Annotated in this window: 19 protein-coding genes and 2 pseudogenes; 12 read left to right on the forward strand and 9 right to left on the reverse strand. The window is 61.5% G+C overall.

Going from position 1 to position 20,696, the window contains the following annotated elements; all coding sequences use genetic code 11:
- Positions 1-4: 4 nt before the first annotated feature.
- From ACUSIJ_RS27065 to katG, 5 genes are all read left to right on the forward strand, one after another.
- Positions 5-730: an ABC transporter ATP-binding protein gene (locus ACUSIJ_RS27065; protein ID WP_449311531.1), complete on the forward strand. Its 726-nt coding sequence runs from the start codon at positions 5-7 to the stop codon at positions 728-730.
- Entirely contained in the window at positions 727-1,644 is a 918-nt protein-coding gene (locus ACUSIJ_RS27070; RefSeq protein WP_449311532.1) for a branched-chain amino acid ABC transporter permease, read from the forward strand. Before ACUSIJ_RS27065 ends, ACUSIJ_RS27070 begins: the two co-directional genes overlap by 4 nt.
- Entirely contained in the window at positions 1,641-2,657 is a 1,017-nt protein-coding gene (locus ACUSIJ_RS27075) for a branched-chain amino acid ABC transporter permease (RefSeq protein WP_449311533.1), read from the forward strand. The genes ACUSIJ_RS27070 and ACUSIJ_RS27075 overlap by 4 nt, the downstream gene beginning before the upstream one ends.
- Positions 2,658-2,918: 261 nt before the next feature.
- On the forward strand, positions 2,919-3,395 hold the full coding sequence (locus ACUSIJ_RS27080; RefSeq protein WP_449311534.1) for a Fur family transcriptional regulator: 477 nt from the start codon (positions 2,919-2,921) through the stop codon (positions 3,393-3,395).
- Positions 3,385-5,574 carry a catalase/peroxidase HPI gene (gene katG / locus ACUSIJ_RS27085; protein WP_449311535.1) on the forward strand — a complete coding sequence of 730 codons (2,190 nt, stop codon included), beginning with the start codon at positions 3,385-3,387 and terminating at the stop codon, positions 5,572-5,574. The genes ACUSIJ_RS27080 and katG overlap by 11 nt, the downstream gene beginning before the upstream one ends.
- 594 nt (positions 5,575-6,168) lie before the next feature.
- Here katG and ACUSIJ_RS27090 read toward each other — a convergent pair.
- The 7 genes and pseudogenes from ACUSIJ_RS27090 to ACUSIJ_RS27120 all read right to left on the reverse strand — a co-directional run bounded on the left by ACUSIJ_RS27090 (position 6,169) and on the right by ACUSIJ_RS27120 (position 12,004).
- Positions 6,169-6,726: a hypothetical protein gene (locus tag ACUSIJ_RS27090; RefSeq protein ID WP_449311536.1), complete on the reverse strand. Its 558-nt coding sequence runs from the start codon at positions 6,724-6,726 to the stop codon at positions 6,169-6,171.
- Between the two features lie 486 nt (positions 6,727-7,212).
- The gene (locus ACUSIJ_RS27095; protein ID WP_449311537.1) at positions 7,213-8,004 is read right to left on the reverse strand and encodes an ABC transporter ATP-binding protein; all 792 of its coding nucleotides are present in this window, start codon (positions 8,002-8,004) and stop codon (positions 7,213-7,215) included.
- A gap of 8 nt (positions 8,005-8,012) precedes the next feature.
- Positions 8,013-8,777, reverse strand: coding sequence for an ABC transporter permease (locus tag ACUSIJ_RS27100; RefSeq protein WP_449311538.1), 765 nt, complete (start codon positions 8,775-8,777; stop codon positions 8,013-8,015).
- Positions 8,774-9,835 (reverse strand): taurine ABC transporter substrate-binding protein, encoded by a 1,062-nt coding sequence (locus tag ACUSIJ_RS27105; RefSeq protein ID WP_449311539.1) that lies wholly within the window; start codon positions 9,833-9,835, stop codon positions 8,774-8,776. The genes ACUSIJ_RS27100 and ACUSIJ_RS27105 overlap by 4 nt, the downstream gene beginning before the upstream one ends.
- Positions 9,836-9,977: 142 nt before the next feature.
- A pseudogene (locus ACUSIJ_RS27110) lies at positions 9,978-10,857 on the reverse strand (LLM class flavin-dependent oxidoreductase); the annotation flags it as partial.
- A 19-nt stretch (positions 10,858-10,876) separates the two neighbouring features.
- Positions 10,877-11,566, reverse strand: a pseudogene (locus ACUSIJ_RS27115) (siderophore-interacting protein); the annotation flags it as partial.
- 114 nt (positions 11,567-11,680) lie between these two features.
- Positions 11,681-12,004 carry a phasin family protein gene (locus tag ACUSIJ_RS27120; RefSeq protein WP_449311540.1) on the reverse strand — a complete coding sequence of 108 codons (324 nt, stop codon included), beginning with the start codon at positions 12,002-12,004 and terminating at the stop codon, positions 11,681-11,683.
- Positions 12,005-12,178: 174 nt separating this feature from the next.
- Between ACUSIJ_RS27120 and ACUSIJ_RS27125 the strand changes: the two genes are divergently transcribed.
- The 5 genes from ACUSIJ_RS27125 (at position 12,179) to ACUSIJ_RS27145 (ending at position 17,187) form a co-directional block, all read left to right on the forward strand.
- Positions 12,179-12,796 carry a TetR/AcrR family transcriptional regulator gene (locus ACUSIJ_RS27125; protein ID WP_449311541.1) on the forward strand — a complete coding sequence of 206 codons (618 nt, stop codon included), beginning with the start codon at positions 12,179-12,181 and terminating at the stop codon, positions 12,794-12,796.
- A 154-nt stretch (positions 12,797-12,950) separates the two neighbouring features.
- A complete protein-coding gene (locus ACUSIJ_RS27130) occupies positions 12,951-13,697 on the forward strand; it encodes an outer membrane protein (protein ID WP_449311542.1) in 747 nt (248 codons plus the stop codon).
- 241 nt (positions 13,698-13,938) lie between these two features.
- Entirely contained in the window at positions 13,939-14,394 is a 456-nt protein-coding gene (locus ACUSIJ_RS27135; protein WP_449311543.1) for a MarR family winged helix-turn-helix transcriptional regulator, read from the forward strand.
- Entirely contained in the window at positions 14,381-16,075 is a 1,695-nt protein-coding gene (locus tag ACUSIJ_RS27140; protein WP_449311544.1) for an MFS transporter, read from the forward strand. The genes ACUSIJ_RS27135 and ACUSIJ_RS27140 overlap by 14 nt, the downstream gene beginning before the upstream one ends.
- Positions 16,076-16,113: 38 nt before the next feature.
- Positions 16,114-17,187, forward strand: a complete 1,074-nt coding sequence (locus tag ACUSIJ_RS27145; protein WP_449311545.1) for an HlyD family secretion protein — start codon at positions 16,114-16,116, stop codon at positions 17,185-17,187.
- Between the two features lie 289 nt (positions 17,188-17,476).
- On the opposite strand, the gene ACUSIJ_RS27150 is transcribed toward ACUSIJ_RS27145, so the two are convergent.
- Complete coding sequence (locus tag ACUSIJ_RS27150; RefSeq protein WP_449311546.1) at positions 17,477-18,094, reverse strand: TetR/AcrR family transcriptional regulator; 618 nt, start codon at positions 18,092-18,094, stop codon at positions 17,477-17,479.
- A gap of 443 nt (positions 18,095-18,537) precedes the next feature.
- Here ACUSIJ_RS27150 and ACUSIJ_RS27155 point away from each other — a divergent pair, with 443 nt between their 5' ends.
- A complete protein-coding gene (locus ACUSIJ_RS27155) occupies positions 18,538-18,927 on the forward strand; it encodes an SDR family NAD(P)-dependent oxidoreductase (protein WP_449311547.1) in 390 nt (129 codons plus the stop codon).
- 9 nt (positions 18,928-18,936) lie between these two features.
- On the opposite strand, the gene ACUSIJ_RS27160 is transcribed toward ACUSIJ_RS27155, so the two are convergent.
- The gene (locus ACUSIJ_RS27160; RefSeq protein ID WP_449311548.1) at positions 18,937-19,908 is read right to left on the reverse strand and encodes an AraC family transcriptional regulator; all 972 of its coding nucleotides are present in this window, start codon (positions 19,906-19,908) and stop codon (positions 18,937-18,939) included.
- Between the two features lie 146 nt (positions 19,909-20,054).
- Between ACUSIJ_RS27160 and ACUSIJ_RS27165 the strand changes: the two genes are divergently transcribed.
- The coding region (locus tag ACUSIJ_RS27165; RefSeq protein WP_449311549.1) for an NAD(P)H-binding protein at positions 20,055-20,696 on the forward strand (642 nt) is incomplete at its 3' end.

The following is a 20,696-nucleotide window of genomic DNA, read 5'->3' on the forward strand; positions in this document are numbered from 1 at the left end:
ACATTTGCTCGATGTTCGCGGACTTGAAGTCAGGTACGGTAATATTCCCGCGATACGTGATCTTGATTTCCACATCGACGAAGGCGAGACGATCAGCTTCATCGGACCGAACGGGGCGGGCAAGACGACCACCGCCCTCACGATTGCCGGCGCCTTGAGGCCGTTCGCCGGCTCGGTCCTTTTCGATGGATCGGACCTGGGAACGCTTCCGCCCGAAAAGCGAATGGAGCGCGGCATCATTCTTGTTCCGGAAGGACGGGGCATTTTCTCCCGATTGACAGTGAGGGAGAACTTCGAGGTCGTATCCCGCGCCCGGCTGCGCCAACGGGGAGCGCAAGAGCAAAGGCGCCAGCTCGAGCAGCTTCTTGCGCTCTTTCCCATTCTTCGGGACAGATTCAATTCCTACGCCGGCCTCCTGTCGGGCGGAGAACAACAGCAGCTCGCGATCGCGCGTGCGCTGTTCGCGCAGCCAAGACTGCTGATCCTCGACGAACCATCCCTTGGCCTTGCTCCCAAGTTCGTCGAGACGGTTTTTTCGGTTCTACGGCGGCTGCGGGAGGAGGGGCTGACGATACTTCTGGTCGACCAGAGCCTGCGTCGCGCTCTCAACAATGCAGACCGGTTGTACCTGCTGCGCTCGGGCAGCTTGGTCGCCCAAGGCGCCTCCCGGGTTCTCAAGGACGATCACGCATTCGAACGAGCTTATTTCGGCGAGGCGGTGCATCCATGAGTTTTCTTCAGCTATTGATCGACAGCCTCAGTCTCGGCGGTCAGTACGCCCTGATCTCCCTGGGTATCGGCCTGATCTTCGGCGTCATGAGGATGATCAATTTTGCCCATGGGGACCTGATAACGCTCGGTGCCTACGCATTGGTCGTGCCGTCGACGGCAGATGTCGCAGTCCCCTTGATCGGCAGCTGGTCCGCCTGGCTGCTTATCCCCTCAATCCTGGGATTTGTCGCGCTCGCGACGGTCTTCAGCGAGCGCGCGGCATTCCGGCCCCTGCGGCGCAGGGGAGCCGATCCCACCAGCCTGCTGATATCGTCGTTTGCCGTCGGCTATTTCATCCAGAGCATTCTGCTCTTCATCCATACGGGCATGCCAAAATCCGTCGGCATTTTCCCGGAGCTCAGTGGCCAGATCCAAATCTGGGGCGCGAGGGTCGCGCGGACCGATATCGGGGCAATCGCTGCGTTGCTGGCCCTGCTTGTCCTTGTGGTCGGCTTTCTGCACGGCACCCGTCCGGGCATCCAGCTCAGGGCGGCATCCGAGGATTTCTCCACGGCCAGGCTGCTCGGCGTGAAGGCGGATCGTGTGATCGCCCTCGCATTCGCATTGTCCGGGCTCCTCGCCGGCGTCGTCACGTTGATTTATGTCGCCAAGACAGGGGTCCTCGACATCCGGATGGGCGTACCGCTCGCCATAGCGGGCTTCGTCGGAACGGTGATCGGGGGCATGGGGTCCCTGGTCGGGGCGGCGCTCGGCGGATTCTTTCTCGGCGTCTTGTCGACCTTGCTTCAGGCCTTGCTGCCTACGGATCTGCGGCCAGCAAGAGACGCTTTTGTGTACGGGCTGGTGATCCTCGTGCTGGTGGCAAGACCGCAGGGGCTGTTCGCCAGAGGGGCAGGGGGGAACAGGATATGACTTCCAACCGCCTGTTGAAGGCATTGTTTCCCGCCTTGCCCTTGATCCTCCTCCTGCTCGTCTTGTCGGTGGCGGCGACGACGGTGGGGGGCACGTTCCTCAAGGGCGCGGTCACGGAAGCCCTGATCACTACCGTGCTTGTCGTGGGACTCTCGATATTCGTGGCGAATTCCGGCGTCGTGTCTTTCGGGCATGCGGGCTTCGCCATGATCGGCGCCTATGCCGCCGCTTGGCAAACCTGCTGCTCGGGAATGCGGAATGTCTTTCTGCCGTCGCTGCCCAGCTTCATCGCAACGGTGGACGTGCCGGTCCCCGTCGCCATTCTGCTGGCTGGCGGGGTGGCCGGGCTGGTGGCGCTGTTCTCAGGACTGGCCATCATGCGCCTGGGCGCTACCGCCGCCTCCATCGCCCTTCTGTCGCTGCTGTTCGTCATCAAGAGCTTTTATGAGAACTGGAACGGCATGACGGCAGGGCAGAGCACGCTGGTCGGCCTGCCTCTCCGCGTTGACCTGTGGGTTGCCCTGACGTTCGCGGCAGCGGCCATCGTCGTGGCCCAGTTCTACAACACCAGCACGACCGCCTTGCGCCTGCGTGCCAGCCGGGAAGAGGAAGCAGCCTCGCGCGCCTGCGGCATTTCCACGTGGAGGCCACGCCTTGGCGCCTTCGTTCTGAGCGCAGTGCTGGCGGGCATAAGCGGCGGGCTTTATGGACACTATCTCGGTGTTCTCGCGGTCAACATGTTTTGGCTGGATATGACGTTCGTGACCATCGCCATGATCGTCATTGGCGGCATGTACAGCCTCACGGGAGCGGTTGTCGGCACGCTCGTATTCAGTATCGTGCGCGAGCTATTCAGAGCCCTGGAAAGAGGCATCGCTTTTGGGGGTGAGTCTTTATACGTTCCCAAAGGAACACAGGAAGTCGTCATAGCGCTCATCCTGCTGTTGATCTTGATCGTGCGTCCACAAGGGATCGTCGGCAATCTTGAATGGAGGTTGCCGCATAAAACATGATGGGACCATACGCAGCCGATCGATGGTTCGCGCCATCCAGTGGTATGTCAGAATAATGGTACCTGATTGGACATATATGTTGGCAAAGCGGGACGTGTCGGTACCCGCGCAACGGTCGACGTGTCCTGTGCGCCACAGCCAAGGCCTTGGCCGTACCTCAGCGATCAGACAACCCCGTCACGAACGCAGGCTCGACGCCGTTTCCAACGGCGGCTAGCATTTATATTGAATAATTCAAAATAAGATTCTACACTTAAGCTCATGATCCATCCGCCGGCCAATCATTCCCATGTTCACGATTGGGCCCAGACACTGAGGGCCAAGGGGCTGCGCGCCACGACGCAGCGCCTGGCGGTTCTGGATTTCCTGCACGGCCATCCGCATGCCGACGCCGAGGCTATCTTTCAGGCGGTGAGCCCCTCCCTGCCGACGATCTCGCTTCAGTCCGTCCATCTGATCGTCCAGGTTCTTTCGGGAAAAGGCCTGATTCGTCGCATCAACCTGCCGGATTCCGCCAGCGCGCGATACGAGACGCGCGTCGACGACAATCATCATCATATCCAGTGCATCCGATGCGGTCGCGTCGAGGACGTCGATTGTGCCGTCGGTCATGCCCCCTGCATCGAGCCCGCTGATACGCATGGCATGCGGATCATCGAGGCGAGCGTCGTCTTTCGGGGAATTTGCTCCGTTTGTGATCCCCAAGCCAGCAAAGGAACGCATAGTCATGACGACTGAAGTTGTGCCCAAGTGCCCGTTTTCCTCTGCCGCCTCGAGTTCAGTCGTCGGCGGCGGCACTCAGAACAGCCGGTGGTGGCCTGAGCAACTGCGTCTCGATCTGCTGAACCAGCATTCGTCGAAGTCCAATCCCCTGAATCCGACCTTCAACTATCGTGAGGAGTTCGAGAAGCTCGACTACGAGGAGTTGAAGAACGACCTGCGCAAGCTGATGACCGATTCGCAGGACTGGTGGCCGGCCGATTTCGGCCATTACGGACCTCAGTTCATCCGCATGTCCTGGCATTCCGCCGGCACCTACCGGCTGGCCGACGGGCGTGGCGGCGGCGGCCGCGGGCAGCAGCGCTTCGCGCCGCTCAATAGCTGGCCGGACAATGTGAATATCGACAAATCGCGCCGCCTGCTTTGGCCGATCAAGCAGAAATACGGCCAGAAGATCTCCTGGGCGGACCTTCTGATCCTGACAGGCAATGTTGCGCTGGAGACCATGGGGTTCCGTACTTTCGGCTTCGCTGCTGGCCGCGAGGACGTCTGGGAACCCGATCTCGACGTGAACTGGGGCGTCGAGACGACCTGGCTCGAGCACCGTTCGCTTGACAAGTTCGATGCGCCGCTCGGCGCCACCGAGATGGGTCTGATCTACGTCAATCCCGAAGGCCCGAACAGGAGCGGCGACCCGCTCGAGGCGGCGGCATTCATTCGCGAGACCTTCGCGCGCATGGCGATGGATGACGAAGAAACCGTCGCCCTGATCGGCGGCGGCCATACCTTCGGCAAGACCCATGGCGCTGCGCCCGAATCCCATAAGGGACTGGAGCCCGAAGCGGCTGGCCTGGAGGCCCAGGGCCTTGGCTGGACCAGCGACTATGGCACCGGGCACGGCGCTGACGCCATCGGCAGCGGCCTCGAGGTCATCTGGACGCAGACACCGGCGCAGTGGAGCAACTTCTTCTTCGAAAATCTGTTCAAATACGACTGGGTGCAGACCCGCAGCCCCGCCGGCGCGATCCAGTGGGAGGCGAGGGACGCCGAGGCGATCATCCCCGACCCGTTCGATCCGGCGAAGAAGCGCAAGCCGACCATGCTGACGACCGACCTGTCACTACGCTTCGACCCGGTCTATGAGAAGATCTCGCGCCGCTTCCTGCAGAACCCGCAGGCCTTCGCCGAAGCATTCGCCCGCGCCTGGTTCAAGCTCACCCATCGTGATCTCGGTCCGCGCTCGCGCTATCTCGGTCCGGAAGTGCCGAAGGAAGAGCTGATCTGGCAGGATCCGCTGCCCCCCGTCGATCATCCGCTGATCGACGGTGCCGATGTCGCCGCGCTGAAGGCCAGGGCGCTGGAGTCCGGTCTCAGCCTCTCCGAACTGGTCGGCACCGCCTGGGCCTCGGCCTCGACCTTCCGCGGCGGCGACAAGCGCGGCGGCGCCAACGGGGCGCGTATCCGTCTCGCGCCGCAGAAGGATTGGGAGGTCAACCGGCCCGAGCAGCTCGATAAGGTCCTGAAGGTGCTGGAGCGCATCCAGTTCGAGTTCAACCAGAGCGCCAGCCTCGGCAGGAAGGTGTCGCTGGCCGACCTGATCGTGCTGGCGGGCAATGCCGGCATCGAGCAGGCTGCCAAGGCCGCCGGACATGACGTGACGGTGCCGTTCTCTCCCGGCCGTACCGATGCCTCGCAGGCGCAGACCGACGTGCATTCCTTCACTTTCCTGGAACCAGCGGCGGACGGCTTCCGCAGCTACGAGAAAGCCGGGCTTGCGGCGCCCGCCGAGGTGGTGCTGGTCGACAAGGCGCAGCAACTGACGCTGACCGCACCCGAACTGACCGTGCTGATCGGGGGCTTGCGTGCGATCAACATCAATTTCGACGGTTCGAACCACGGTGTTCTCACCGACCGGCCGGGCGTGCTGACCAACGACTTCTTCGTCAACCTGCTGGGCATGGGCACCCAATGGAAGGCGGTTTCCGAAGACCAGAAGCTCTTCGAGGGCCGCGACCGCAGGACCGGCGAGGTCAGATGGACCGGCACGCGGGTTGATCTCGTCTTTGGCTCGAACTCGGTGCTGCGCGCTCTGGCGGAAGTTTACGCCAGTTCGGATGCGCAGGAGAAGTTCGTCAATGATTTCGTCGCCGCCTGGACCAAGGTGACAAACCTCGACCGCTTCGACCTGCATAACTGACCGCCTGGCGAGGGCCCCCCCGCCGGACAGAAAAGGCCTCTCCCGATGGCGCAAGCCGTCCGGAGGGGGCCGCTGAAACCGATGAAGGCGTCGACCGGCAAGCCGGTCGACGCCTTCATCGATTGGCGTAGCTGTTCCTTTGGATGCCAAGAACGACGTGTGACGCTGCAGCCTCAGCCAATCGCCGTATAACTCAATCCGCTCCGCGAATGTTGCTTTCGCCACGCAGGCCGGACGATACGCTCCAGATCTTTTCCTCAGCCGGATCACGTTCCACATCATGCGCCGATGAGGGTCTTGAGGCGGTGAATGACATTGTATGCATCGACGAAGGCGTCAAATCGTCACCTCTGACGATGTCAGTATCGGTGGTCGCCCGCCCCGCAACCAGACAAATCATATAAAGCCCCCCAAGCCAACAGCTTGGCAAGGCTTTGGTTTTGAATCTCGACCGTCGTAGATTCCCGAAGAACATGATGAACCACACATACGTCACTCAAAATCAATGAGTTAACGCGAGTGAGGTTCAAATTGGGGGGTGCCGCAGCTCGCAACCAACCTCATAAAGAAAGAGGCCGACCAAGTGGGCCACCTCTACAGGGCGCCGACGACGGGGCGTGACCGCAGTTCGAGCAGTTCCTGGTGAAACCGCTCCTGCACAGGCATCCCATGCGCGGCAAAGTCCCGTCGCAGTGCGGCGCTGAAACCTGCGGGACCGCAGAACCAGATGCTCGCCTCGCGCCAGGTTGGTACGGCCATGCGGGTGCACTCGCCGGTCGGTAAGCCGTCGCGGGCGTCGACCGAGACATGCAGACGCACGTCGGCGGCCTCCGCGTCCGCCTTCAGCTTGGCGATGGCCGTCTCGTCGAGGCCGGCCGTCGTGTGGAACAGGTCGATGGCGGGCAAGGGATGATCGGGGTGCGCTTGCCGCTCCTGCACCCGATGCACCATGGCGGCGATGGATGGCGTGACGCCGATCCCGCCGCCGATCCAGATCTGCTGGGGATGACCGTTGCCGAAATCGAAGCAGCCATACGGCCCCTCGATCCGCGCACCCTGTCCGATATGCAGTTTCTCGCGCAGCCAGCCGGTATGGTCGCCCAATTCCTTGTTGGCGAGGGTGATCCGGCGGTCCCTGTCGTTCCATGCCAAGGCAATGGTGTAAGGATGCGCACCTTCGGAACGATCCGAAGTCGCGAAGGCGAACTGCCCCGGCTTGTGCCGGGCCGGCCCTGCAACACCTCGATTTCGCTTTCGAGCGATCGCGCGCCGGAATAGTACCGGAGGAGGCAACCGTTCTCAAACAAGCAAGGTGCAAAAGTCGCTCTTCATCAAGTCCACCGGTTGAGAGCGAGGATGAGTGGACGCGCCTGCTCACCAACACGGCGAATGAGGCGGCCCGGGGATATCGCCGCATTGTGGTCCCGCGCGATGCCGCCCTCGCGTTCCTGACGGGCTGGAGGCGACGGCACCCCACCTTGCTTCGGTCGTCAGCATCGTCGCGAATGCACCCGACCGCCATGCGGCGACGGCGGGTCTTTCGTGTCCGCCGCTTCTGATCCTAGGTCCCCCGGGCATTATCGGACGCGTTACACGCGGGCACCGGCCTTCGCCTTTTTGCCCTGGGCGAGATATGAATCAACTGGCAAGATGCCGCACGGCCTCTTCCCGGACCCTGCGAAGGACCCGTCGCTTGAGCGTGGTGTACTGGGCATTTTCCAGCAAGGTATCGGCGTCGCGTGGATACGCAAACGGCATGGGGACATCGTCCACGATACGGCCGGGACGTGCAGACATCATGAGCACACGACTGCCGAGCAGCAGCGCCTCGTCGACGTCGTGGGTAACGAACAGCACCGTGGTACGGCTCCGCGACCAGATATCCAGCAATAGCTCTTGCATGACGCTGCGGGTCTGTGCGTCGAGCGCACCGAACGGCTCATCCATCAGCAGGACGTCCGGCCGCATGATCCACGCACGCGCGAGGGCGACACGCTGGCGCATTCCGCCGGACAATTCCCACGGATAGGCGCCCGCATGACGATGCAGGCCCACGAGCTGAAGCAACTCATGGGCCTGGGGCAGATATTCGGCCTCAGGCCGGCCGTTCATGCGCGGACCAAAAGTGACATTCTGCAGGACGGAAAGCCAAGGATATAGCTGCGGCTGCTGAAAGACCATGCCGCGGGATGGATCGGGTCCGACCACCGGGTTGTTCCCGCTGAGGACTTGTCCGCTGCGTGGGCGCTCGAAACCAGCCACCAAGTTGAGTATGGTGGACTTGCCGCAGCCTGACGGTCCGAGCAGCACAGAGAATTCTGCATCGTCGATGTGGAACGACAGGTCTTCCAGCACGGGAGGCCCCGGGTTCGCCCTGCCGGATCGCGGCGCGAAATCGAAGTTCACCCCATCCAGCGTAATGCTCGCCATCGGCAGTCTCACTCCTTGCCGGCCCACGGCACCAGTCTGCGTTGTAGGGACACGATGGAAAGATCAAGCAGGTAACCCAAAGTCCCAAGTATCAGGATGCCGATGAGAACGACGTCCGTGCGCAGGTAGGAACCCGCATTGACGATCATCCAGCCAACGCCCGAAGAAGAGGCGATCATTTCGGCAGCAACCAGCGACGTCCAGCCGATACCCACCGATAACCGCACGGTAGTGAACAGTGCCGGATAGCAGTCGGGAAATACCACGTGCCAAAAAATTTGACTGCGTGTCAGGCCGAGCGTTTGCGCCACGCGAATGTGTCCGATTGATACCTGCAGCACGGCGGCGGCGGCGCCGACCACTACGTTGAGGAAAGTCGAGATAAAAATCAGGAAAAACTTGGACGATTCGCCAATCCCCAGCCATACGATGGTCAGCGGTATGAGGGCAATCTTGGGAAGCGGCCGCAAGAATTGCACGTAAGGGTCCAGCGCTGCCGACAGGAAAGCGCTGCGACCCATGAGCAGACCCAGCGGCACGCCGATCGCGATTGCAACGGCGAACGCCGAGACCGCCCGTGCTATGCTGATACCTACGTGTTCCCAAAGCGGGATCTGACCGTAGCCATCGCGCCAGATGCGGTAGGCGGTCTCGGCGATTTCGGTAGGGGGAGGCAGGAAGAGGGAATCGACCCAGCCACGTTGACCGGCGATCTGCCATAGTCCAAAGACGGTCAGCACCGAAGCGGTGCTGACCGCGGCACGCCATGTCATTGAGCCGCCGAAGACTTCTGGAGTTGTTCGGCCAAGCCCAGGTACTTCGGATTGATCGACTGCGCAAACGATTCGGGGATGTCCTGGGTGCGAACCTGATCGATGCTGCCAAGGAATTCGGCGGTCTTGCGCGCAGCACCGGCGATGGTCGTCTCGTCGACGTTGGTGCCATCGCCGAACCAGGCGTTTGTCCGCTGCTCGGTGATTGAAGGATAGGCATTGCCCGCCAGAGAATCCGCCACCGCAGCCTCGGTTGCTCCCAGTTCCTTGGCAATCGCTGCGATCACGACCTCGGGATCCCGGCGGTAGTTCTCGACCTGCTGCTGCTGGACCAGCAGCAGCTTGGCCACCAGCTCGGGATGCTTCTCGCCGAAAGTCTTGCTGACCGACAAGCCGTTGAAGATCAGGTAGCCATCCTTCTTGAGATCCTTGGTGAAGAAAATCGGATGGCCCCCGGCTTCTTCAAGAGCTGAGTTGAATGGCGCCCAGACATAGGCTGCGTCCACATCGCCACGGCGCCAGGCTGCCACAAGTTCGTCGGGCCGAAGCGGCACGAACTTGATCTTACTGCGGTCGATGCTGTTGAGGTCAATGGCCGCATCGAGTGCGTATTGAGCAGTGGAGTTCGGCGGATAGCCAACGGTCTTGCCTTCAAGATCCTTAAGCGAATTGATCCCCTCGCGAGCGACGAGGCGTTCGTAAGTCGCAATATCCGCGGAAACGCCGACGAGTTCGATAGGCAACTTGCGAACGATGGCCGAGACTGTGGGGCTGGAGCCGAAATTTGCAATCTCGATGCTGTCGGAGGCAAACAACGGCAGGACATCCGCACCGGAAGCAAATTGTATCCACTTCACCGGCACACCAAACGCCTGCTCCAGCGAGCCGTCGACCTTGGCGTTGACGATGAGCTGGGCACCGCCGCTGTAAGTGATGCGCACCTCCGAAGGCAATGGCTCAGCGGAGAACGACGGCGGGGCGCCAAGAGCAACAAGGCAGGCAAGTCCTGCCGCGAAAGTGAGAAAGGGTCTTCTCGCCAATGTCTTGATTGATTTCATGGTGCGCTCCGCGGATCTCTCAGGAGGTGCTTTTGACTATAAATTTTTAATTTAGTTTATAGATTTAGTCAATAATATTCTGTGCGCAGGAGGACCGGATGCAGCAGCCAAGGATCTCCTAGCTTCGTTGCATCACGCCCCTTCAGCTGCGCAGCAGCGGCAGCAACTGATCGCCCTGCCGCCTGATCTCAGACAGATAGGGCGGATCGGGAAGCACGAAGTGTATGATGCCGAGATCCGGTATTTCTTCAGCGAATGGGCGACATCTACCGTCGAACCGACGAGCCAGGTCGTAGCTGCTCCCTCGCTGCCGAACTTGCCGGGAGTGGTATAGAGGTTGTCGTCGAGTACCTCGCCGCGCGCCTGCTGATCGAGCAGTCGCGGTTGGCCTATCGCGGCGGCCCGCCGATGATCGTTCCAGATTGCATGCACGCCGCCGGCGAGCGCCGTGACGTTGGCCTGTGCATCGGCCCAGGCCTGCTCCGTGCTGTCGCGGACGAGGGTGGTAGTCCTCAAGCCGAAATCCGGCGGAGGGAGATCCCTGTCCAGCTTCCTGCCAAGTTCCCTGAGGTGATCGATCAGCTCCCCGATGTCGTTGAGCGGCTCGCCCCAGAACAACTGAAGGTCGGCTTCCGCCGCAGCGACCCGCTCGGCGGCCGAGGCTCCACCGAAGTAGAGCCTGAGGAGCGCCCGCTCACCCCGCACCTTGATGCGCAGCTCGACAGTGGAGGACCTCACGCGGAAGTACTCCCCTTCATGGGTGATGTCCTCCTCGGACCATAGACGGCAAACCAGCCGGATGAACTCCCTAGTGCGATCGTAGGTTGCGTCTGGCCTCCCTCGCTGTCAGCGTAGGCCGTAAGATTATCCTTGCCAGATACGGTGTTGATGCGCAGGCGGCCGTCCGTCAGCTGGTCCAGCGTGGCGGCGGCGGAAGCGAAGTGCGCCGGCTGCCAGTATCGCGGACGGTTCGCGACCGGCGGCTCGAATAATAGTGTGGTGTGCCCGCCGGCGAGGCTCGCGCAGCCACAGCCCGATCGGGTCGCCGTTCCGTGCATCGGCCGCCCACCGGCAGGCGATGCCGTCGCCGTGCATCACGAAGTCGATGTCCAGTTCGCCTCTCGCCGGATCAAAACGGCGCACGGTGTAAGTCCGCACGGCACAGGCGTGTTTGTCATGGCGGTCGGCGGTCAACGTCGCGAGCCCGTTTTCCGCCGACCCATCCCGAGGGAAGACAAGCTTGATATGCGGCCCGAGGGCGTCCGGGTGCCAGGGATAGTCGTTGAGGCCGCCGCCGAGCGTGATCCGGCGCATGCGCGGCGTGAGGAGAACGGAGCGGCGGACTTCGGCAACCCTGAACAGTCGGTCCGAGGGGGATGCTCGAAGGATCGTCATTTGCGCATCAGCCACATGAAGTATGGCCCTCCTATGAAGGTCGCGAGCAGACAGGCTGGGATTTGATAGGGAAACAGGAGATTCCTCCCGAGGAAGTCGGCGATGACGAGGATGCTGGCCCCGATGAGCGCCGCGCCGATCAGTTATCAGTTGGTGAGTGCTGCGCTGGAGGCCGATCATGCGCGCCATGTGCGGTGCCATCAGGCCGACGAAGCTGAACGGACCGGCGATCAAGGTCGCTGCAGTCATCGCAGGCAGTCCAGAAACAAGCTGCTCCTCATGAGTTTTTCTCGATCGAAGATCGCTCGAGGACGCAAGTTCCCTCCAGTGCCTCATCGAGGCGCCGTTGACTTTTCCGTCAGGAATTCAGGACAAGCGAGAGCATCCGGCGACGTTTGCGTCAGCACCACATAGCTTTGTTAAAGCAGGTAGATTGAACAGCCGATCACGTTACTCAGTTGTGACGTCGCTCTCCCGATTCAACGTGAACAGTCGCTGTCCTTCCGCGATCCACCCCGCCAGGAATTTTTGCGCAAACCCGGAATGGCGCGCGAACACGTCCTGAGGACCCTCTGCTTCGGACAACTCCCGGAGATAATCCGCCTGGTTCTCCAACTGACGCGCAGCGACGCGAAGCGCATTGCGATAGAGCTCCGCATAAACTTTCGCCGGAGCCTGCCCCAGTTCCTTCAACCAGTCCGCTTTCGGGAAATCATAGTCACCAATACTGCTGCTTACAGATTGATTCTGCGAATCGCTATGCCCATGTGACATCGTCATGCCTCCTGAAAATCTCGCAAAATTGCGATTTGTCATAGGATTTTATTTATATTAAGCATACTAACTACAACTGTCATCGTCCGTTGACAACTGTTGTCACCACCTGTTGACCTGACGCGAATATAAGTCTACATCTTCGATATCGTCAACCGGGCATCGTGGAGAAAAATGCCAAGGACTACCATCAAGATCGGGGCGGGAGATTCGACACGCGAACGCATCCTGAAAGCCGCCATGTTGCGTTTCTCGGCGCATTCATATGAGGAGACGGGACTGCGCGATGTCGCGGCAGACGTCGGTGTCGATCCCGCTTATGTACATCGCTGCTTCGGCTCGAAGGAAAAGCTCTTTCTCGAAGCTGTGAGGGCCACGACGCAACCCGAGCGCCTCTTTTCCAAAGACGCTGACGAGCTTGCGCCCACCCTCGCCGCGGAACTGCTGGCCGAGCGCGGGGAAAACGAGATCCGGTCGCTCGACATTGTCATTCGCTCGTTCTCGAGTCCTGCCGCTTCGCGTGTTCTACGCGATAGCCTTATGGAGGACTTCGTGTGCCCGCTGATGAGGAAACGCGGACAGGTGTCGGAGAAGCGCGCTGCGCTCGTCGCTGCCTTCCTCATCGGTGCGGGTATCCTGAGGAATGTCATCCGGGCCGATCCGCTTCTCGAACTAGACGGTAGGGAACTTGAGGAAATCATCGTGCAAACGATCGAGGAACTAATGAGCGGCGACGCGGCTCCGGATGGTGATGCCCAGCGCGCGCCTGTGCCGGATCATCGGGGGAACTGATGACGTGCCTTCCCGCACTGCGCCGTAACCTGCACGATGCCATACACGCAGGATGATGCGCTTCGGCTCGGCTGCGCCTTCGCTTGGAGCCCCACGAAACGCATGTCCCGCCGGAAGGCGGGGCTGCAATGAAAAGAAACCTATGGAGTGAATCATGAAACAGGTTCTGGATATAAAGAAAGTACTGTTTGGAGGTGTGGTCGCTACCGGTCTGGCTGCGTCGGGCGCAGCTTTCGCCGCCGACCTTCCCAGCCGTCAGATCGAGCCGGTCGCTCCGGTCTACGTTGCCCCGGTCTTCACCTGGACGGGCTTCTACGTTGGTGTCAACGCCGGTTACGCGTGGAACGCCAACAACGACAACGGCTATTATATCGATGGCGGCTACTACAAGTCGGGCAGCGACGACGGCGGCTTCACCGGCGGTGGCCAGATCGGCTACAATTACCAGATCGACCAGTTTGTCGTCGGTGTCGAGGCCGACATCAACTATGCCGACCTGAAGGGCAAGAACAACGCCTGGGGCTATTCCGGCATCGGTTCCTCCTCCAACGGCATCGAGTGGTTCGGCACTGTCCGCGCCCGCCTCGGTTTCGCGATCGACCGCGTGCTCATCTACGGCACTGGCGGTTTCGCTTATGGCGGCGGAGGCGACAGTAACGGCTTCGTCTACGACGGCATCTACTACTCGCAGGACAACGATACCCGCACCGGCTGGACGCTGGGCGCCGGTATCGAGTACGCTTTCACCGACAACATCACGGCTCGGGTCGAAGGTCTCTATGTCAACCTCGGCAAGGAAGACCGCAACTTCTTCTACGCCCCGACGATCTACAACAAGCGCAAGGACACCGAGTTCGGCGTCGTCCGTGCCGGCCTGAACTACAAGTTCAACACGTTCTGAGTCCAAAACCAACCGCTTCGAGGAACGCCCATCAGTCCCACCCGCGGTGCAGACCGCCGGAAAAACGCCCGCCCCCGGGCTCATCCGGGGGCGTTCCGGTATGGGATCGGGGTCGGATGCTGCGCGGGGAGGGGATCTCCAAAACAACAGAAAACCGGCATCATCAGGCATCTTGAACTACGACGGTTCTCATGCTAGATGATAGTCATCATATTATTAGTGCACTAACTATAAGCCCGCGATGAAACCCAGTCCGATCACCTCCGAGTTCCTCGAGGTGCTCACCAAGGTGAGCCGCAAGATTCACACAGCCTTTAACCAGCAGGTTACGGCTCATGGCCTGACATATCCGCGTGCTCGTGCGCTTCTGCGTCTCATCAGAAAACAGAACATGACCCAGAGCGAGTTGGCGTGCGAGCTGGAGCTCGAGCAGGCGACGCTGGTGCGTCTGCTGGACCGCATGGAGGAACATGGCCTCGTCGAGAGGCGGCCGGGCCCGAATGACCGCCGAGTGAAACTCGTCGTGCTCACGCCCCATGGCGAGGAACAGGCAGCACTCGTCCGCTCGATCGGGGAGGAGATGCGCAAGCGGATCTTCGAGGACATCGATCCCGATGATCTGGCGGCAGCCATGACGCTGCTCGGGCGCATGTCGGCCAATGTTGCCAAGCTGGAGGATATCGATGTCCTCGCGTGAGAGTGTTGCCGCACTGGAGACCGTGACGGCGGACGATGCAGCTACGATTGTGCAAAAGTCGCCGGAATCCGACGGTGTACCGGCCCAGCCGGCTCCGCCTCCGTCCGTCATGCCGAAATCGCTGCCGATGACGGCCGCCTATATCCTCGCGGGAACGCTGATCGCGTTGACGCAGGGGCTTGGCGCAAGCCTCATTTCCGTCAACCTGCAGCAGATCGCGGGTCCCATGCACCTCACCCAGGTCGAACTCACCTGGCTGATGGCGGCCTATTATTTCCCGAACGCCAGCCTGACCCTAATGCTCTTCAAGATGCGCACCCAATTCGGGCTGCGGAACTTCGCCGAGGTGGCGCTCGTGGTCTATGTCGTAGTCAGCTGCATCCACTATTGGGCGGACGACTACCGCATGGCGCTCGCGACGAGTTTCCTGGCGGGCGTTGCGGCTGCTCCCATGACGTCACTCGGTTTTCTCTATATTCTCGAGCCTATTCCTCCGGCCAGGAAACTGAATGCGGGACTTTGCATCGCCTTGACCGCGATTGCCGTTCCCACGTCTGTCGCCGGCATCATTTCACCGATGCTGATGCAACTTGGCAGTCACTACAGCCTTCGCCTGCTCGAAATGGGTCTCGCCATGCTGTCGCTCGGGCTCGTCTACCTGCTGCCGCTTGCGTCTCCGCCGCGCGCCAAGGTGATCAGCGGAACCGACGTCGTGAGCTACCTCCTTCTGGCGATTGCCCTCGGCTGCTTCGCCGTGGCGCTGACAATGGGGCGTCTTTATTGGTGGACCGCGGCGGAGTGGCTGGCGTGGGTCATCATCGCCGGAATCGTCGCCGGCACTGTCTTTGCCGTCGTCGAGCTCAATCGGGAGAACCACCTCGTCGACATCCGCTGGCTAACCTCGCGCGAAATGCTGCACTTCACCGGGGCGCTGATGATCTCCCGCCTCGTGCTGTCGGAGCAGACCACGGGCGCCATCGGCTTCCTGCGCAATGCCGGCCTGCTGACGGAGCACATGGCGGGCCTCTACTGGGTCATCCTTGCGAGTTCGGTTGCCGCCGGCATCTTCTGCGCCGCGATCATGAAGCCAGGGCGGGAATCGGCGATCCACGCGCTGTCTCTCCTGCTGGTCGCGATCGGCAGCTACATGGATAGCCGGTCGACCGTGCTGACGCGGCCTGAGCAGATGTATCTCAGCCAGATGCTGGTCAGTTTCGCGAGTGGTCTTTTCCTGCCACCGGCATTGGCAGTCGGCCTGATGGCGGCCATGAAGCGCGGCCAGAACTATATCCTCTCCTTCATCGTGGTTTTCCTCGCCACGCAGAAGATCGGTGGTTACCTGGGCAGCGCGGTCTACGGCACGTTCGTGCAGTGGCGCGAGCAATTCCACTCCTTCCGGCTGGTCTCGCGGCTGGCATCCACCGATCCGCTGGTCGCGGCGCGGCTGAAGCAGCTCGGCAGCGCTTACAGCAAGGTGCTCGCCGATCCGAGCCAGCAGGCGCAGCAGGGAACCGCACTGTTCGCCAGACAGGTGCAGCAGCAGGCCTATGCTCTCGCCTATAACGACCTGTTCCTGTTGACGGCCTGTCTCTCGCTCATCGCGTTCGCCTGCCTTTGCATCCATGTGGCGTGGCGCAATCGCGAGCGATTATTCCCCAACCCGGCGCCCGCCGGCGCCTGAGGCGAGACATCGAGGCAGACCGGAAGCGGAACCGCTACATGACCAAACTCTTTCGCTCGATCGCCACCTACGTGGCTCTCTGCATCGGCATCTCCGGCGTGTTCGTCGTGCTCTATACGTGGAATCTGCCCCCGTTCGGCGGCACGGTCGAAACGACGGATGACGCCTATGTGCGTGGCCAGGTCACCATCCTGAGCCCCCAGCTGTCCGGTTATCTCGTCGAGGTCCCGGTCCAGGATTACCAGAAGGTGGCGGCCGGCGATCTGATCGCCAGAATTGACGATCGTATCTATGCGCAGAAACTGGAGCAGGCGAAAGCGACGCTCGCGGCGGCCGAAGCCTCGCTCGCCAACTCGGAACAGAGCCGCAAGGCGGCGGAGGCCAGGATCACGTCTGCCCGCGCTGCGCTCGAAAGTGCCAGGGCGGCATTCGATGTCGCCAGAACAGCCTATGAGCGCACCGAAAGTCTGCTCAAGAAGAACTTCACCAGCCAGAGCGAGGCGGAGAAAAACCGGGGAGCCTTCAATCAGGCTCAGGCCGCGGTGCATCAGGCGGAGGCGGCAGAGTTGATCGCCGAACAGGAGCTTCACTCGATCGTCGTAGGCCGGCGATCGCTTGTAGCCAGCGTGGAGAATGCCAGGGCGGCCGTGAAGCTCGCCGAGATCGATCTCGCGAACACACGCATCGTCGCGCCGCAGGACGGCACGCTCGGCGAAGTCACTGGCAGGCTCGGCCAATATGTATCGGCGGGCACGCAGATCGGCTCGATCGTGCCGGATCGTGTCTGGGTCGTCGCCAACTTCAAGGAGACCCAACTCACCCACATGCGCGCGGGGCAGCAAGTGACATTCACCGTCGACGCTCTCGGGCGTCAGCGGTTTTCGGGCCGGATAGAGCGTTTTGCACCGGCCACGGGTTCGGAATTCTCGGTCATCAAGGCCGACAACGCCACCGGCAATTTTACCAAGGTGTCCCAGCGCATTCCGGTCAGGATCGCCATTGAGCCCAGGCAACCGCTGGCAGACAGACTGGTGCCCGGCATGTCGGTGGTGGCAAGCGTCGATCTCGCGCAAGACGGCATGGCGCAAGCACAGGCAGCCGGACTTGAGTGACAATCGGCCTCTCCATGTCGGGCCCTATGATGTATCGCGCTGCGCGCAAGGGCCAGAAACCACAGATCCCAAGCTGGCGTTTGATTGTGGCAACATTGCTTGCTGGAGCTAGCCTGCCTTGCTGTCTGTCTTCTCCACATGAGTGATGCGTTGGGCAGGGCAGCAACCAGCGACGCGTCGACGCCTGTCTTGACATTGGGAATAGCCGCCTCGCGCAATATTCGGTCGAAGCGCTCGAACAGGGATGACCGTTCCCGCCTTCGTCAGCCGAATATCCCGGGCGGTGCGCTTACCTGGAAATCGTTTGCTCAGTGAATGTCTCCGGCGTCGTCCTCTCAACGTATGATTCGTCAGCCAGGAGACCAGCGATCACCTGCGAGATGAGCAACTCAAGCTCGCCCCCTTCCGCCTCCCGCAGTGGTTCGGCGCGGATTATGTCGCGCAGGATGCCGACCCCGGCGAGAAATGCACCGACGAGCGCTGCGCGCCTCTCCGACACCCCCGCACGCTTACCAAGAAGGGGTTTTATGAAGTCATCCGCGATCACACTGCCAAGGACGCGAGAAGCATCGGGACTGGAAAATGAACGGACGATGATATCGAGCGACCGAATTTCGTTTGCACCCCTGTCTGTCAAAACCTCCTTTGCCAGCCTGGAGGGAAACTCGCTCGGGTCCCCGGTGAAAAGACGTCCAGGTTGGAGGATGGCCTTGACAGCCTGACGGAACAACTCTTCCTTCGAACCGAAGCAGCGATGCACGTAGGCTACGTCGACGCCGACGTCGGCCGCCAGGTCGCGTAGTCCCGTCTCCTCGTAGGAATGAGCCGAGAAGCGCAGCATGGCTGCCTTCAGTATCCGCTCTCGTGTCGTATCGTCAGGTTCAGGGCGAATGAGTTGCGTCGGCATAGTATCTCCTCAAGGCCTATCGGCCTTTATACCGAACTAGCTGCGTAAAGCAAAGCAGTCAACAGCGACCTCCAAAGCTGGTGTATTACTGCGGAAATGCGCCTGAGACGTGTATCACCCTTATTTTTACTCCAAGGAATCCGGTGACGCAGGGTAGGGCAGTGATGCGTCGCCGGAACCACGTTTTCGAACCGGCCTGAACGACCAGCATCCTACCCGCGAAAAACGGGGCTTGTTCCACGCCGGGCGGCAGCCTTGATGTAATCTGATTCCGAGAAGCATATGTCATTCTGGTCCGTGTTCGTTGTGTTACCAGCTTCAAGGACGTCCGGGCACTTCACGGAGCTGCTCGATTCCGACGAAGTTCCTGAGACTAACTTACGCCCGCCTAAAGTACGTCGTCTTCTGTAGCTGTAACGTGCCAGGCAGCCGTTCTCTGGCCGATGCACCTCACGTCGCTGCTCCTGCCGCGCCTGTCCGCGCAGCCGCAAGCGGCGATCATCAATGTCTCGTCGGGGCTTGCCTTCCTGCCGCTCAAGTTCGCCGCCGTCTATGTGGCGACCAAGGCGGCGCTGCACGCATTCACGATGGCGCTGCGGGCAGACCTAGCCGGTGGTGGCGTCAGGATCGTCGAGATCGTCCCGCCAGCGGTGGATACCGATCTCGGCGGGGCCGGCCTGCATACCGAAGGCGTTTCCGTTGATGCATTCGCGGATGCCGCCATGTCGCGCCTTGCAGCAGGCGAGTTGGAGATTGGTTACGGCCCATCGGACAGGTTCCGCCTTGCCTCGCGCGGCGAGATCGAGGCGTTGCTGAACGACCTCAACGGCTGAGAGTCCGCCTCAACTCTCCAGAAGCTGCGCCGGAGACAAAGGGATCTGCGCGCCGTTCCGCGGTGCGGCCGGCTTGCGTGCGCGGCCATACTGCCGGGGCGAGCAGCCCATCACGCGCTTGAACGCCGTGCTGAACGCGCTTTCGGATTCGTAGCCGAGCGCAGGCGCGATCACAGACACCGGATCGCCGGAGTTCTCCAGCCTGTCGCAGGCGAGCAGCATGCGCCATCGGCTGAGATAGTCCATCGGCGTTTCGCCCGCCGTCTCCTTGAACCGCAGCGCGAAGGTCGAGCGGGACATGCCGGCGACCTCGCCGAGCTCCTGCAGAGTCCAGCGGCGGGCCGGATCGGCGTGAATGGCGGTGATCGCCTTGGCGAGTTGCCGGTCCGCAAGCGCAAAGAACCAGCCCACGCCGACGCCGGGCCCCTCCGCCAGATGAGCGCGCAGCGCCTGGACCAGCATCATATGGGCGAGATGCTGAGCGACCAGATAGCCGCCCGGTTCGCCCTCACGTAACTCCTGCATCATTCGCTCGACCGACCAGCGCAGCGCCGCTTGTTCCGACGCCTTATGGAGATGCACGACGGGCGGCAGCATCGCCAACAGCATGCCGGCATGACCGCCGCTCACGCCAAACCGGCTGCCAACCAGAAACAGGTCGCCGCCGCCGTTGATGAAGACCTCACCACCTCGGCGGGCGGCCGGAAAGATTTCGGAGGCCGGAACGGACGGCAGGTCGAGATCGCTGGCCAGACGAAAAGGCTGGCCGCTCGGCAGAACGAAACTGTCGCCTTCCTCGAGAATCAGCGGCTCGGAAAGCCCATCGACCACGAGCCAGCAAGACCCCGCCACAACCGCATAGCATTTGATGAGTTGGTGCTGGTCGCCGAACTGCACCGACCAATCGCCGCCGGCATGAAAGCCGGAGGAAACATAGCTCTGCGGTTTGAGCAGCGAGAGCACTTGCGACAGTGGATCCATGTAACCTCGGACGATTGCGAAGATATGCTGGATCATATCGCATGGACCATCCGACAGGCAAACGGCTATCTCAGACCCTCACCAAGGGCGGTCGAGGTCCCGGAAGCAGCGCCCGTACGTGGTGACCACTCAATCGGGAGCTTTCCATGATTGTCGTAACAGCGCCGACATCCAGAATCGGCACCCATCTCGTTTCCGATCTGCTCGAAGCCGGCACCCGCGTCCGGCTGATCGCCCGCGATCGGTCGCGCCTTGCGCCGGACGTGCGGGAGCGAGCCGAGATCGTGGAAGGGTCGCATGGCGATCCCTCTATTGTCGAAGAGGCTTTCCGTGGCGCCGAAGCGCTCTTCTGGCTCGTGCCGGCTGATCCGAAGGCGGACAGCGTCATGGCCGTCTATGTGGACTTCAGCCGCCCTGCGGTCGAAGCGATGGTTTCTCACGGCGTCCGCCGCGTCGTCAGCGTATCGGCGCTGGGGCGCGCAACGCCACTGGCCGACCAGGCGGGCTATGTTACGGGATCGCTGGCGATGGACGACCTGATCGCGGACACGGGGGCCGCCTTCCGGGCGCTCGTCATGCCGTCGTTCATGGACAATATTCTGTGGCAGGCAGCCTCGATCCGCGACCAGGGACTGTTCTTCTCGCCGATCTCGGGCGATCTCAGGTTGCCCAGCTGCGCCACGCGGGACATCGCGGCGGTCGCCGCGCGGCTGCTGCTCGACGACACCTGGTCCGGGCAGGGCGAAACCGCAGTGCTTGGGCCGGAAGACCTGTCCTTCGACGACATG

The sequence above is a fragment of the Pseudochelatococcus sp. B33 genome, from assembly GCF_053570585.1.